12 protein-coding genes and 1 pseudogene are annotated in these 15,092 nt (G+C 63.8%); all 13 read right to left on the minus strand.

Annotated features, from left to right (window positions below; all coding sequences use genetic code 11):
• Positions 1–35 precede the first annotated feature (35 nt).
• Positions 36–1,928, minus strand: a complete 1,893-nt coding sequence (locus tag LDZ24_RS07525; protein WP_248319937.1) for a potassium transporter Kup — start codon at positions 1,926–1,928, stop codon at positions 36–38.
• A gap of 285 nt (positions 1,929–2,213) precedes the next feature.
• Complete coding sequence (locus tag LDZ24_RS07530; RefSeq protein ID WP_244846467.1) at positions 2,214–2,774, minus strand: phosphoribosyltransferase; 561 nt, start codon at positions 2,772–2,774, stop codon at positions 2,214–2,216.
• 104 nt (positions 2,775–2,878) lie between these two features.
• On the minus strand, positions 2,879–4,225 hold the full coding sequence (locus LDZ24_RS07535; RefSeq protein WP_248319938.1) for an adenylosuccinate synthase: 1,347 nt from the start codon (positions 4,223–4,225) through the stop codon (positions 2,879–2,881).
• 129 nt (positions 4,226–4,354) lie between these two features.
• Positions 4,355–5,527, minus strand: coding sequence for an ATP phosphoribosyltransferase regulatory subunit (locus tag LDZ24_RS07540; RefSeq protein ID WP_248319939.1), 1,173 nt, complete (start codon positions 5,525–5,527; stop codon positions 4,355–4,357).
• Positions 5,528–5,617: 90 nt separating this feature from the next.
• Positions 5,618–5,803, minus strand: coding sequence for a DUF2065 domain-containing protein (locus tag LDZ24_RS07545; RefSeq protein ID WP_175940433.1), 186 nt, complete (start codon positions 5,801–5,803; stop codon positions 5,618–5,620).
• 54 nt (positions 5,804–5,857) lie between these two features.
• A complete protein-coding gene (gene hflC, locus LDZ24_RS07550; RefSeq protein WP_248319940.1) occupies positions 5,858–6,757 on the minus strand; it encodes a protease modulator HflC in 900 nt (299 codons plus the stop codon).
• A gap of 12 nt (positions 6,758–6,769) precedes the next feature.
• Positions 6,770–8,158, minus strand: a complete 1,389-nt coding sequence (gene hflK / locus LDZ24_RS07555; protein ID WP_248319941.1) for an FtsH protease activity modulator HflK — start codon at positions 8,156–8,158, stop codon at positions 6,770–6,772.
• Positions 8,159–8,474: 316 nt separating this feature from the next.
• Positions 8,475–9,555, minus strand: a pseudogene (gene hflX / locus LDZ24_RS07560) (GTPase HflX); the annotation flags it as partial.
• Positions 9,556–9,629: 74 nt separating this feature from the next.
• Positions 9,630–9,866: an RNA chaperone Hfq gene (gene hfq, locus LDZ24_RS07565; protein WP_006999489.1), complete on the minus strand. Its 237-nt coding sequence runs from the start codon at positions 9,864–9,866 to the stop codon at positions 9,630–9,632.
• Positions 9,867–10,015: 149 nt separating this feature from the next.
• Complete coding sequence (der, locus tag LDZ24_RS07570; RefSeq protein ID WP_206466504.1) at positions 10,016–11,356, minus strand: ribosome biogenesis GTPase Der; 1,341 nt, start codon at positions 11,354–11,356, stop codon at positions 10,016–10,018.
• Between the two features lie 361 nt (positions 11,357–11,717).
• Positions 11,718–12,860, minus strand: a complete 1,143-nt coding sequence (gene bamB, locus LDZ24_RS07575) for an outer membrane protein assembly factor BamB (RefSeq protein WP_248322301.1) — start codon at positions 12,858–12,860, stop codon at positions 11,718–11,720.
• A 137-nt stretch (positions 12,861–12,997) separates the two neighbouring features.
• Complete coding sequence (locus tag LDZ24_RS07580; protein ID WP_248319943.1) at positions 12,998–13,627, minus strand: tetratricopeptide repeat protein; 630 nt, start codon at positions 13,625–13,627, stop codon at positions 12,998–13,000.
• Between the two features lie 114 nt (positions 13,628–13,741).
• Positions 13,742–15,091, minus strand: a complete 1,350-nt coding sequence (hisS, locus tag LDZ24_RS07585; RefSeq protein ID WP_248319944.1) for a histidine--tRNA ligase — start codon at positions 15,089–15,091, stop codon at positions 13,742–13,744.
• Position 15,092 lies beyond the last annotated feature (1 nt).

The raw sequence follows: 15,092 nt of genomic DNA on the forward strand, positions 1-15,092 counted from the left end.
GGTTTTTTGTTTGTGCTCCGTGACCGAGAGCGCGGTCAGATCTCGATCTTGGTCCCGAGTTCGACGACGCGGTTCGCCGGAATGCTGAAGAAATCGGTGGGCTTCGCGGCGTTCTGATGCATCCACGCGAAGACACGCTCGCGCCATACCGACATGCCCGGAAGCTCCGTCGGCACGACTGTTTCGCGCGCCATGAAGAACGAGGTGTCCATCAGCTCGAAGGTCATCGCGTGCGTGCGCGTGATCTGCTCGAGCACGGCCTTCACGTCCGGCGTTTCGTTGAAGCCGTACGCTGCTTTCACCAGAAACAGCCCGCCGCCGATGTCCTTCACGTCCAGGCGATGCGAGTCGTCCACGTACGGAATATCGCGCGTGAGGAAGTTCAGGAAAATCGTGCGCTCGTGCAGCACCTTATTGTGCTTCAGATTATGCAGAAGGCTCACCGGAACGAGCGAATCGCTGCCCGTCAGATAGATGGCCGTGCCCGACACGCGATGCGGCGGATGCGCGAGCAGCCCTTGAAGGAATGGCATCAGCGGAATACCGTCGGCCGCCGTGCGGTCCTTCACGATCATGCGGCCCTTGTACCACGTCATCAAGAGGAAGAAGAGCGCCCCGCCGATGCACAACGGCAGCCAGCCGCCCTGCTCGATCTTCAACAGGCTCGCGCCGAAGAAGCCGATGTCGATCACGAGGAACACGGCGATCATCCCGCCGACGAGAAAGCGGTTCCAGCCCCACAGGTTCGTCATGACGACCGACACGAGGATGGTGGTCACGAGCATCGTCGCGGTCACGGCGAGACCATAGGCCGCCGCCAGATTCTCCGAACTCTTGAAGCCGACGACGATGCACAGAATGATGAACAGCAGCATCCAGTTGACGAGCGGAATATAGATCTGCCCGATGGCCAGTTCCGACGTATGCAGGATCTTCATGCGCGGCACGTAGCCGAGCTGGATGGCCTGGCTGGTGAGCGAGTACGCGCCCGAGATGACGGCTTGCGACGCGATGACGGTAGCGATGGTCGAGAGAATGACGAGCGGCAGCAGCGCCCATTCCGGCGCGAGCAGGAAGAACGGACTCTCGATGGCCTTCGGCGAATGCATCAGCAACGCGCCCTGACCGAAGTAGTTCAGCAAGAGCGACGGCATCACGATGCCGTACCAGCCGAAGCGGATAGGCTTCGCGCCGAAGTGCCCCATGTCCGCGTAGAGCGCCTCGGCGCCCGTCAGCACCAGCACCACCGAGCCGAGCACGATGTAGGCTTGCAGCACATGGTCGGCCATGAACGAGAACGCATAGTACGGATTCAGCGCGATCAGCACGCCCGGCGCCAGCGCGATGTGATACGCGCCCAGCACCGCGAGCGTCAGGAACCACAGCAGCATGATCGGCCCGAACAGCTTGCCGACGACCGCCGTGCCGTGCCGCTGAATCCAGAAGAGCATGATGAGGATGATCATCGTGATCGGAATCACGTACGGCGACAGTTTGGGCGCGGCGATTTCCAGACCTTCCACCGCCGAGATGACGGACATGGCCGGCGTGATGACTGCATCGCCATAGAACATGCACGCGCCGAAGATGCCGAGCATCATCAGCACGCCGGAGAGTCGGCCGGGATCTTTCACGCTGCGCAGCGCGAGGGTCATCATCGCGAACACGCCGCCTTCGCCGTTGTTGTCGGCGCGCATGACGAACAGCACGTATTTGATCGCGACCACCATCACGATGGCCCAGAAGAGCAGTGAGATGACGCCGAGAATCGAGGCTTCGGAAAGACCGATGCCGTGCGAGGGACTGAAGGCTTCCTTCAGCGCATAGAGAGGACTCGTGCCGATGTCGCCGAAGACGACGCCGATGGCCGCGAGCGCAAGCGAAGGCAAAGGCTGTTTGCGCTCTTGCGCGTGAGTCAGGGTAGTCATAAAAACGAAATGTCCGTCCAGAGCGGTAAAAAACCGAACGCCATTCTATCTAACGCCGCGCGCAAAAACGGCCTCTCGCATGTTGCTCACTTGCCACGACAGGCGCGACTGGAAGTTTAGCATCGCGCCCCAAACACGTCGGCAGGTCGTGCATGCTTACGCGCATCCTTCCGCTCGCTTGATGCGCGGTTCGCGGTGAAAGCAGCCCGAAATGCAAAACGCCGTTGCGCCGGGCGCAAGCCCGGGCGCAACGGCGCCTCTTGTCGAAACAAAGCGGTGGTTCGCTTACGCGCGGCCGTTTTGCATGCCTCGCTTGATCCACGCGCCGAGGTTGTGCGGACGCACGGTGTCCCATTCCTCGAACGGCTGATGAATCCACGGATTCGTTTCGAGAAACTGAACGTGGTAGTCCGGCTTCACCTTCGAGCACGCCTTGTACCACAGCACCGCGGAACGCACGGCCGTGATCGCGGGATAACGCTCCTTCAGATGCTCCTGCACGCGCGCGAGCGTCACGCCCGAATCGACGAGATCGTCCACCAGCAGCACGTTGCCCGACAACTCGCCGCGCGTCATGGTGATGTACTGCGCGATGTCGAGATCGCCCTGCTGCGTGCCCGCGGCTTCGCGATACGAGCTCGTCGCGAGAATGGCGAGCGGCAGGTCGTAGATGCGCGACAGCTGGTCGCCCACGCGCAGACCGCCGCGCGCGAGACACAGGATCTTGTCGAACTTCCATCCGGAGTCGTGCACGTTCAGCGCGAGCAGTTCGATCAACCGGTGATATTCGTCCCAGTTGACCCAAAGATTCTTGTCGTCGTTACGCGGGTCGGTCATCGCGATCATGGTGAGGCTCTTTCGATTGCATACTGCGGTTATATACGAAATGTGGCCGCATGAAGCGGCCACATTCTTTACAGCGTCCGGTTCAGGTCGAGGCTAACGCGCGCTCAGACCTTGAACGGATGACGAAGCAGAATGGTTTCGTCGCGGTCCGGACCGGTCGAAACCATGTCGATCGGCACGCCGGCCACTTCCTGCACGCGCGTGAGATAAGCGCGCGCGTTTTCGGGCAGGCTGTCCCACTGCGTGATGCCGATGGTGCTTTCCTTCCAGCCGCCGAAGGTCTCGTAGACCGGCTCGCAGCGCGCCACTTCCGATGCGCCGCGCGGAAGAATGTCGACCGGCTTGCCGTCGAGCGTATAGCCGACGCACAGCTTCACTTCTTCGAGGCCGTCGAGCACGTCGAGCTTGGTCATGCACAGGCCCGAGATGCCGTTGATCTGAATGGAACGGCGCAGCGCGGCGGCATCCAGCCAGCCGGTACGGCGCGGGCGGCCCGTGACCGAGCCGAATTCCTTGCCGACCGTGGCGAGGTTCAGACCCACTTGATCCTGACGCTGCGCGTTGTCCGCGTCGTACAGTTCGCTCGGGAACGGGCCCGAACCGACGCGCGTGCAGTACGCCTTCGTGATGCCGAGAATGTAATTCAGCTTCTGCGGGCCGACGCCCGCGCCGGCCGTCGCCGCACCGGCGACGCAGTTGCTCGACGTGACGAACGGATACGTGCCGTGGTCGATATCGAGCAGCGTGCCTTGCGCGCCTTCGAACAGCAGATTGCGGCCAGCGTGGTTTTCGTCGTAGAGACGGCGCGAAACGTCGGTGACCATGGGCCCGAGACGGTCGGCGAAACCGAGCATCGTATCGAGCGTTTGCTGGAAGTCGACGGCCTTCGCGCCGAGGTATTGCGTCAGCACGAAGTTATGGAAGTCGAGCGCTTCGGAGAGACGCTCCTCGAACACGGCGCGGTCGAAGAGATCCTGCACGCGCAGGCCGCGACGCGCGACCTTGTCTTCGTACGCCGGGCCGATGCCGCGCCCCGTCGTGCCGATCTTGCCGGCGCCGCGCTTGGCTTCGCGCGCCTGGTCGATGGCGACGTGGTACGGCAGAACCAGCGTGGCGGCTTCGGAAATGAACAGACGCTTCGAGACGTCGATGCCCGCGCCTTCCAGTTCGTCGATTTCCTTGAAGAGCGCCTCGGGCGACAACACGACGCCATTGCCTATGTAACAGGCCGTGCCCGCGCGCATGATGCCCGACGGGATGAGGCGCAAAATGGTTTTCTTGCCGCCGATGATGAGCGTGTGTCCGGCGTTGTGACCGCCCTGGAAGCGCACGACGCCCTGGGCGTGGTCCGTCAGCCAGTCGACGATCTTGCCCTTGCCCTCATCACCCCATTGGGTGCCCACCACGACGACATTGCGCCCTGGGTTCACATTCACTGCACTGGCAGACATGTTGATTCGTTAGCTGGTTAAAAACGTATTTTACCTATGTTCGCGGCGCGTTCCGAATTTTTCGGGATGCGTTTCGCGATTCCGTCACGTCGGCGCGCGCACGCGCGTCTTCGCAAAAGTCCTTGCCGATCAGACGCCTGCGCGCGCCGGCGTCACGCGCTCTTCCACTTCCCAGCGGCCGTCGCGTTCGATCAGCACGCGGTCGAACGCGAACTCGTCGAGGTCGTGATCGTGGCCCGGCAGCGCCTGAATCACGACTTCTCCGGCATCGCGCAATGCCGCGACCGCCGCGCGCAGCGGTTCGTCGTGCTTCCACGGCGCGAGGATCGCGCTGCCGCGCGCATCGACGGGCGAAATGCGCGCCACTTCGCGCAGATCGAGCGAGAAGCCCGTCGCGGGGCGCGCCCGGCCGTAGGCGAGGCCCACGTCGTCGTAACGGCCGCCGCGCGCCACCGCGTTCGGCACGCCATCGACGTACGCCGAGAACATCACGCCGCTGTGGTACGCGTAGCCGCGCAAATCGGCGAGGTCGATCATCAGTTCCGCGCCATCCGCCTGAGACGCGAGGAACGCGAGATCGTCGAGCGCGCGGGCGATCACCGGCAGATTCGGCAGACGCGCGCGCGCCGTCTCGAGCACGGAGGCGTCGCCGTAAAGCGAGGGCAACGCGCGCAATGCCTCGCGCGGCACTTGACCGAGATGCGCCGTCAGTTCGTTCAGGCGCGGCACGTCTTTGCTCGCGAGCGCGTCGTAGAGCGCCTCGCCGAGCGATGCCGCCGCCGGCTCCAGTTCCAGCAACGCCGCCAGCACGCCCGCGTGACACAGATCGAGCCGCACTTTCGTCAGACCGGCGAGATGCAGCGAGTCGAGCATCAGCTGCTGAATTTCGAGGTCGGCTTCGAGGCCGGCGTGGCCGAAGATTTCCGCGCCGATCTGAATCTGCTCGCGCGTGGCGTGCAGGCCGCGCGGACGCGTGTGCAGCACGACGCCGGCATAGCACAGGCGCGTCACGCCCTGCCGGTTCAGCAAGTGCGCATCGATGCGCGAGACTTGCGGCGTAATATCCGCGCGCAGGCCGAGCGTGCGCCCGGAAAGCTGATCGACGAGCTTGAACGTGCGCAGATTGAGGTCGCTGCCGCCGCTCGTCAGCAGCGATTCGAGGTATTCGAGCATCGGCGGCATGACCAGCTCGTAGCCGTACGAACGGAAGCGGTCGAGGAGGCGCCGGCGCATTTCTTCGATCTTGCGCGCTTCCGACGGCAACACGTCGGCAATATTCTCGGGAAGAAGCCAGGTGGACATCGATACGTTTCCTGCGGGGCGCGACGCGTCAAAGCGCGGCGCGCATGGAAGGATAAGGACAAAGATAGGCGAAAAGACGCGGCTTCGCGGCTAGGTCGCGATAACGAGCAGAATCAAGCCCAGCACCATCGCGATCAACCCGCCGATGCGGATGTGATGCGGCGGGCGCTCGGCGATGCGGCGGAACGTATCGCGCCAGGCCGTCGGAAAGACGAAGGGGAACATGCCTTCGATAATCAACATCAACGCAAGAGCGAGCAGTATCGTCTCGACCATTGTCTACGGAGGATGAGCGCCGCGCGACGAGAGAGCCGCGCGGCGCGGGTGCGGTCAGCGCTTCGGCGCGGCGGAGGCGGACGTGTCGACGCCGCCGTTCGGGCTCTTCATGAAACGAAAAAAGTCGCTGCTCGGGTCGACCACGATCACGTCGCCCGGCTTGAACGTCTTCTTGTACGCTTCGAGGCTCTGATAGAACTGGTAAAACTGCGGGTCGCGTCCATAGGCATCGGCGGCGATGGCTGCCGCCTTGCTGTCTCCTTCGCCCTTGATGGACTGCGCCTGGCTGTAGGCGTCGGCGAGAATCTGCTGCTGCTCGCGCTCGGCGTCGGCCTTGATCTTGTCGGCGTCCGCGGTGCCCTTCGCGCGCTCGTTCGCGGCCGCTTGCTGACGCGCGGCGATCATGCGCTTGTAGACGGAATCCGCCACAGCCGACGGAAAGTCGACGCGCGTCATCTGCAGATCGACCAACTTCACGCCAAAGCCGGATGCCGCGCCTTCCACCGCCTTCTGCGCCTCGGTTTCGAGCGCTTGCTGATTGGCGAGCGCATCGCTGAGCGAGCGATTCGCGAACGCGCTCGCAAGCGCGGTGCGGGTCAGCGCGGCGAGGCGTTCCTGCGCGCTCTGCGTGTTCTTTTCGTTGCTCACGAAGAGCTTCAGCGGGTCCGCCACGCGATACTTGATGACCGTGTTGACGAGCACTTCGTTCTTGTCCGACGTGGTGAAGCGGTCCGCCCCGCCCTCGTCGATGGTGAGGGTGCGCGTGTCGATGAGCGTCAGCGTTTGAAACGGCGGCGGCAGCTTGAAGTGCAGGCCGGGGCCATCGAGACGCGGGTTGCTGTCGCCGTGCGCGGCCACCACGCCGGCATGCCGTTCGTCGACGGTGAAGACCATCGACGAGCCGATGAAGAGCACGACCACGACCGCGACGACGAGCGCAATGATTCGATTCATGTTGAGCGCTCCTTACTGCAGATCGTCTTGACGGCTGCGCGAGCGGAACGCATCGCGCGAGCGCAGCGGGTCGCCAGCGCCGCTCGCGGCGTTCGGCGCGCTCGCGCCTGCCGCGCCGCTTGCGGGGACCGCAGCGGCTGAAGCGGCGGCGGAGCCTTGCGCGCGCACTTCGGCGCTAGCCGTAGCGGGCGCGCTGGCCGACGCGGCGTCGGCCGGGTTCGCGGCTGCGTCTTTCGCCTGCTGACGATTCGCTTCGACGAGCTTGTCGAGCGGCAGATACACCACGTTGTTGCCGGCCTTGCTGTCCACGAAGACCTTCGTGGTGCGGGAGTAGATCTGCTGCATCGTGTCCAGGTACATGCGTTGGCGAATGACGGCGGGCGCCTTCGAGTATTCGGCGTAGACCTGCTTGAAGCGCTCGGCGTCGCCCTGTGCCTGCGTGACTTGGCGATTGCTGTAGGCGGTCGCTTCGTCGATCATCTTCGCGGCATCGGCCTTCGCGCGCGGCAATAGCTGATTCGCGTAGGCTTCGGCGGTGTCGCGGGCGCGCTCGTTGTCCTGCCGCACGCGCGACGCTTCTTCGAACGCCGCCTGCACCTGAGTCGGCACCTGCACGCTCTGCACCGTGACGCCCGTGACCTGCAAGCCGGTGCGATACGCGTCGAGCGAGTGCTGGATGGTCTCGGCCAGACGCGCGCGCAGCGTGTCGCGGTCCTTGTAGAGCAGATCGTCCGTCGCCGACGCGCCCGCGATCTCGCGGATCGCGGCTTGCGCGGCTTCGGTCACGCTCTGGTCGGGATCGAGATTGCGGAACAGGAAGTCGGTCGGCGACTTGATCTGATACTGCACCGCGAAGCGCACGTCGAGAATGTCGGCCTCGTTCGTGAGCAGCGATGCATCGCGCACGTTGCCCTGCGCGAGCGCGACGCCGCGCCCGATCTCGACCGAGCGGATCTGCGACGTATCGACGATATCGTGCGACTGGAACGGATACGGCAAGCGCCAGTGGATGCCCTGCGGCACCGTCTGCCGATACTGGCCGAACTGGGAAACCACGCCCACGTGTCCGTCCTGCACGACGAACACGCCGCTGCCGAGATAGATGGCGATCAACACGCCGATGACGATGCCGACCCCGATCTTCGTGCCGCGGCCGTTGTCGCGCGGCATGCCGCCGCCCGGCTTGCGGCCGAAGATGCCCGCGATCCGGCGGTTGAACTCGCGCCACATCTCATCGAGGTCGGGCGGGCCTTCTTCCTTGCCGTTGCCGCGCTTGCCGTCTTGCGGACGCTTCGCGTCGTTCTTTACACCATTGGCGTCGCCCCGCCCCCAGCGCGGATCGTTGATGGAAAAGACGGCGCGCATGCGCTGCCTGTTAGTCCGCTCGTTGTAATCGTTCACTCGGTGATTCACCATTAGACAGCCGGTTCGATGCCGCGTCGGTATTGCGGAGCAGTTCAGTGTCCGTGCTCGGGAACCTGGTGGCCGTCACGTTGTTCGGCTGGCCGGTGGTCTTCCGGCTGCGCGTTGGCGTCGTGTGTCTCGTTCGGCCCGGACTGCGCGGGTTGCACGGATTGTGTGACGTCCGTGGCTTCCGGCGCATTCGATACTTCCGGCTTATCCGACACTTCCGGCGTTCCCGACATTTCCGACGTTTCCGCCGGCGCTTGTGTTTCGGCGAGCACGCTGGGCAGGCTTTCTTCGGGTTCGCCTTCGTCGGCCGCAGCGATTTCAGCGATGGCGGCGCGCAGTTCGTCGAGTCCCTGACCGGTGCGCGCGCTCAAAAAGACGCGCGAAATATTACCATACTCGTCCCTTTCAACCGCCTCGCCGCGGGCCGCCAGTTCCGGCACTGCGTCGATCTTGTTGAAGACGAGAATCTGGCGAATGGATTCGGCGCCGATGCTGCGCAATACCTCGTTCACCTGATCGATCTGATCGAGGCGCACGGGGCTCGATGCATCCACGACATGCAGCAGCAGATCCGCGTGAACGGTTTCCTCCAGCGTCGCGCGGAATGCGGCGACGAGCTGGTGCGGCAACTCGCGGATGAAGCCGACCGTATCGGACACCACCACTTGCCCCGCTTCCTCGCCGAGAAACACGCGGCGCGAAGTGGTGTCGAGCGTGGCGAACAACTGGTTGGCCGCGTACGCCTGCGCCTTGGTGAGCGCATTGAAGAGCGTGGACTTGCCCGCGTTCGTATAACCGACGAGCGACACCGACAACGTGCGATTGCGCGTGCGCTGCCGGCGCTGCGTGCCGTGCTGGCGGCGCAGTTTCGCAAGACGCGTCTTGAGCGCCTTGATGCGTTCGCCGATCAGACGGCGGTCGGTTTCCAGCTGTGTTTCGCCGGGACCGCGCAAGCCGATGCCGCCCTTCTGCCGTTCGAGGTGAGTCCACGCGCGAATCAGCCGCGTCGACAGATATTGCAGTTGCGCGAGCTCGACCTGCAGCTTGCCTTCGTGGCTGCGGGCGCGCTGCGCGAAGATATCGAGAATGAGGCTCGTGCGATCCACCACGCGGCGGTTCAGCGCCATCTCGAGATTGCGCTGCTGCGCCGGCGCGAGGGCGTGATTGAAGATGACGAGTTCGACGTCGTTCGCTTCGCAGGAAAGGCGCAGTTCTTCGACCTTTCCGCTGCCGATGAACATTTTGGCGTCCGGACTGGACCTGCGTCCAGTGAGCGTAACGGCGGGATGGGCGCCCGCGCTTTCTGCGAGCAGACTGAGTTCTTCGAGACTGGCTTCGAAATCGATCTTGCCGAAGTCGATGCCGACGAGTGCGGCGTTAATCAAATTGATGTATTCGTTTTTTGAAGCGACCGGCGAGTCGCATTTAGCTGCGATCTTGCCGCCGGCCGCGACGAGGTTTAGGACGATTCGGCGTCCGGATGGAAATTCACCGGACGGGCCGGCACGACCGTGGAAATGGCGTGCTTGTAGACCATCTGGGTGACCGTATTTCTGAGCAACACAACGTACTGGTCGAACGATTCGATGTTCCCTTGAAGCTTGATGCCGTTGACCAAATAGATCGACACCGGCACGTGCTCTTTACGCAGCGCGTTCAAAAACGGGTCTTGTAACAATTGCCCTTTGTTGCTCATAGCAAACTCCGTATTTTTTTGCAGGTTAGAAGTATTGTGGACGAAGAAAAAGAGATCCGCCGACAATCGCTACACTATAGCCGATTTTCGTTTCGGCAAGAGATCGGCCACCCGGCCAATCGGGCCGCAACGCTTGACTGAAGCGGCTCTCAGTCCTTGTCCGCATAAGGGTTCTTGCTCGAGCGGAACTCTATGCGCAATGGAGTGCCGGCCAGTCCAAAAGTTTCTCGAAAGCGCCCTTCCAGATACCGTTTATAGGTATCCGTGACCGCATCGAGCGCGTTGCCATGCACGACGATGATCGGCGGGTTCTGACCGCCCTGGTGCGCATAGCGAAGCTTCGGCCGCACGGGCCCGCGGCGGCGCGGCTGCTGGAACTCCACGGCTTCGATCAGCGCGCGCGTGAGCTTCGGCGTCGGCAGCTTGGCCATCGCGGCGGCGTAGGCGTCGTCGACCGATTTCATCAGCGCGCCGATGCCGGTCTTCTCCAGCGCCGAGACGTAGTGAAATTTAGCAAAGTCCAAAAACTTGAGCTTGCGCGTGAGATCGGCCTTGGTGCGCTCGCGCACATGCGAGTCAAGACCGTCCCACTTGTTCACGCCTACCACGAGCGCGCGTCCCTGTTCGACGACGAAGCCCGCGATATGCGCGTCCTGATCCGAAATGTCCTGCTGCGCGTCGAGCAGCAGGATCACGACGTTCGCATCCGAGATCGACTGCAGGGTCTTCACGACCGAGAACTTCTCGATCGCCTCGAACACCTTGCCGCGTCGACGCAGACCGGCCGTGTCGATCAGGGTGTATTTGCGGCCTTGTCGCTCGAAATCAACGTAGATCGAATCGCGCGTGGTGCCCGGCATGTCGAACGCGATCACGCGCTCCTCGCCGATCAGCGTGTTCACGAGCGTCGACTTGCCGACGTTCGGTCTCCCGACGATAGCGATCTTCACGCCGTGCTGCGCCTTTTCTTCCTCGCTTTCTTCCGTGTGACCGGCATAAGCGATGTCGAGCGCGTCGTTGATCATCTCCGTCACGCCGTCGCCGTGCGCGGCCGAGATCGCCCGCGGATCGCCGAGACCGAGCTCGTAGAAGTCGGACGCCACCGCCGTGTACTTCATGCCCTCGGCCTTGTTCACGACGAGAAAGAGCGGCCGGCCGGTCTTGCGCAAATAGTCCGCGATGGACTTGTCCTGCGGCGCGAGCCCGTTGCGTCCATCGACGATGAACACGACGACGTCCGCTTCTTCCACGGCCTGCCGCGTCTGCCGCGCCATTTCGTGGAGGATGCCGTCTTTCGCCACCGGCTCGAAACCGCCCGTATCCACGACGAGATACGGCCGTTCGCCGCCGACGCGACCTTCGCCGTAATGGCGGTCGCGCGTCAGGCCGGGCAGGTCGGCGACGAGCGCATCGCGCGAACGCGTCAGCCGGTTGAAGAGAGTCGATTTCCCCACATTGGGGCGCCCGACGAGGGCAATCACGGGTTTCATCAGATGTTGTTCACGGTTGAACGCAAGGCGAACGCGAAACGTGCGGTGGGACGGTTCGTCCCGCATACGCCGCGCAATGGCTGCGCTTGTCGAAAATTAGCATGGATTCGGCCCGAGCCACGCGAGGGTGCGTGGCGATCGAGCGCCGGCGCCGTGCGCCGTTGTTCTGTCTGTCCGAGGGCTATTCTCGCGCCGCGTCACCGCGCGACGCGCTTTGTTCTGTCAGGCCCTGCGTACTGAGTATTGTTGCCGGGCGCGTACGGTGGACGCGCCCTCTTTCCTGCATGCCGCGCGGACGAACCCGCCAGCGCGGCTTTCCACGACGCTTCGCCTCGGGCGAGCCGACGCGCCGTTTCGAGACTTACTGCGGACGGAAGCCGTAGAGATCGCCGTCATGCGTCTGCACGACGAGCGTATTGCCCGCCAGCACCGGCGCGGCGGTGATCGCGCTGCCGTCGGTCGGCACGCGGCCCACGAGTTCGCCGTTGTCCGTGCTCAGGAAATGCACGAAGCCCTTGTAGTCGCCGAGAACGACCGCGCGGCCGAGGATGAACGGCACGCTTACCTGGCGGTTCTTGAGCTTGTCGTTCTTCCAGACTGGCGAACCATCGGCGGCACGGAACGCATTCACGACGGACCAATCGTCGCCCGCCGCGACGATCTGCTCGTCTTGCGCGAGGCCGCTGTCGCTCGAGAAGTTCTTCTCCCACACCGCACGGCCCGAATTGGCGTCGAAGCAGCCGATCTTGCCCTGGAACGTGACCGCGCAGGTCTGCGCGCCGACGAGACCGGGCGCGCCCGTGACGTCGTTGATGCGCTCGACTTCGGTCACGCCCTTCGGATACGACACCGGCGCTTGCCAGTACGCATCGCCCGTTTGCAGGTTGATCGCAGCGAAGTTGCCGCCCGGGAAGCCCGCGAGCACCGCCTGACTGCCCGCGAACGTCATGCCGGCGGCCACGCGCAGATTCAACGGCACGGCGCGCAACTGGAAGATCCACTTCTGCTCGCCGGTCTGAGCGTTGAACGCGACCACCTTGCCGTCGATGGTGCGCACGATCACGAGGTCGTTGCCGACGAGCGGCGGCGAGATGATTTCGCCCGGCGCGGTGGCCGTCCACAATTGCTTGCCGTCGGGTCCGAGCACGTAGACGGCGCCCTTCAGGCCGCCGACCGCCGTCAGATTGCCATCGCTGCCGACACCCGCCGAAAGGTCGTCCTTGAGCTTCGTGCGCCAGACGTCCTGGCCCGTCTTCGCGTCGATCTTCGCGACGGTGCCGTTCTCGCCCGCGGCGTAGACGGCGTCGCCCACCGCGACCGGCGAGAACAGATAGCGGCCGGCCTTGCCGACGCTGGCCTTCCACGCCTGGCTGACGTTCAGCACCGGCTTGAACTCGACGAGCGGCGTCGGCACGCGGCGCTCGTCCTTGGTCGACGAACAGGCGGACAGAAGCACGGTCATCGCGCAGGCGAGCGGCACAGCGAAGCGTTTCAATTGGATCATCGGAGGACGCAACATGAATGTGAATTCGGTTGACCGGCGCGGCCGCGAATCGCTTGCGGGCGACACGCGGCGCGGCGGCTTGATTGGCGAATCGGCTTCGGCGCTAGCGGAGCGCCGAACGGCGGAAGCGATGCGGATCAGCCGCCGAGCGCATCGAGCTTGAACTGGACCAGTTGCCGCGCGGACGTGTCGTTCGGCGGAAGCGCCCCGAGGGCCGTCTGGTACGCGGCACGCGCATCGTCGCGCTTGCCTTGCGCGGCGAGCAGATCGCCCCGGCGGTCCGCGATCACGCCCTTGAACGCATCGAGCGGCGCGTCGGCGAGCAGCTTCAGGCCGGCGTCGTAGTTTTTCTCGTCGGAGAGCACGAGCGCGAGGCGCAGCTTCGCGATCTGCTTGTACTCGTCGTCTTTCGCGTGATCGACGGCCCACTGCAACTGCGCCTTCGCGCCGGCCGTATCGCCTGCCATATACAGGGACTTCGCAGCCAGAAGCGCGCTCATCTCGGCGTAAGCGGTGCGGCCGAACTTGTCTTCCATGTCCGATGCGACCCGCGCGACGAGCTTCTGATCACTGCCGTTGACCGCCTGCTGAAGCTGGTCGTACAGCACCGAAGCCTCGGCAGCCTGACGGCGCTGCCAGTAATTCCAGCCGTTGAAAGCGGCCGCAACGACGAGCGCCACGAGCACGATCCACGTCGTGGTGTTACCCCATTTGGCCCACCAGGCCTTGACACTTTCCAGCGATTCTTGTTCGTCGTGGTAACTCATCGTCCAGCTATTCCTTCCTGCGTTTCATGGCCCTTCGTTCGCGCGGCGCGATGGCGGAACGCGCTTGTACTCGATTCCGCCGGATGCGCACGGCTTCGCTTCGATGCCTATGCTTTAGGCATCCTCGTCCGCGGCGGTTGCAACCATCGCATTGATTAGGTATTCGGTCAAGTCTTCCGCCGGAACGTTCACCTGCTCGTTCTTTTGCGCATCGGACGTTTGGTCGCCCGAGCGGCGCAGCGGCTTCACGCCGATCATGCCCTGCGCGAGTTCGTCCTCGCCGAGCACCACCGCGAACGCCGCACCGCTTGTGTCCGCCTTCTTCATCTGCGACTTGAAGCTGGAAGACGCGCCGTCCGGGCTGCAATGCAGAATCACGTCGAGCCCCGTGTCGCGCAGACGCTCGGCCACGATGAACGCCTGCTCTGCCGCCCGCTCGCCCTGATGCACGACGTAGACGTCCGTGCCCTCGGCTTCCGGCACCAGATTTTCTTCCTTCAGCAGTTCGAGAATGCGCTCGACGCCCATCGCCCAGCCGCATGCGGCGGTCGGCTTGCCGCCGAGCTGCTCGATCAGCGGATCGTAGCGCCCGCCGCCCGCCACCGTGCCCTGCGCGCCGAGCTTGTCGGTCACCCATTCGAAGACGGTGAGGTTGTAGTAATCGAGGCCGCGCACGAGACGCGGGTTGATCGTGAACGGAATATTGTTGGCCTTCAGCAGCCGCTGCACGCCTTCGAAGTGCTTGCGCGACTCATCGCCGAGAAAATCGACGAGCTTCGGCGCGTTCTGCGCGATCTCCTGCATCGCCGGATTCTTCGTGTCGAGCACGCGCAGCGGGTTCGTGTAGAGACGGCGCTTCGCTTCCTCGTCGAGTACATCGACGTGCTGTTCGAGATACGCGATCAGCTTCTCGCGGTGCGCCGCGCGTTCGTGCGCCTGGCCGAGCGAGTTGAGTTCGAGGCGGATGCCCGTCAGCCCGAGGTCGTCCCACAGGCGCTGACACATCATGATGATTTCCGCGTCCGTGTCCGGACCCGCGAAGCCGAGCGCCTCGACGCCGACCTGATGGAACTGGCGATACCGCCCGCGCTGCGGACGCTCGTGCCGGAACATCGGGCCGATATACCACAGGCGCTTCGGGCCGTCGTACAGCAGGTTGTGCTCGATGGTCGCGCGCACGACGGCCGCCGTATTTTCCGGGCGCATCGTCAGATGCTCGCCGTTCAGCGCGTCGGTGAAGCTGTACATCTCCTTCTCGACGATATCGGTCACCTCACCGATACCGCGCGTGAAAAGCTGCGTATGCTCAACGATCGGCGTGCGAATGTTCTGATAGCCGTATGCGCGCAGCATCGACTTCACGGTGGTTTCGAAGAAGTCCCACAACGCGGCATCCTGCGGGAGGATGTCGTTCATGCCCTTCACGCCCGTCAGCTTCGCGAGCCGTTTCTTCTGTTCAGTCATC

Origin of the sequence: Caballeronia sp. Sq4a, assembly GCF_023170545.1 — a bacterium.
Classification (GTDB): Bacteria; Pseudomonadota; Gammaproteobacteria; order Burkholderiales; family Burkholderiaceae; genus Caballeronia.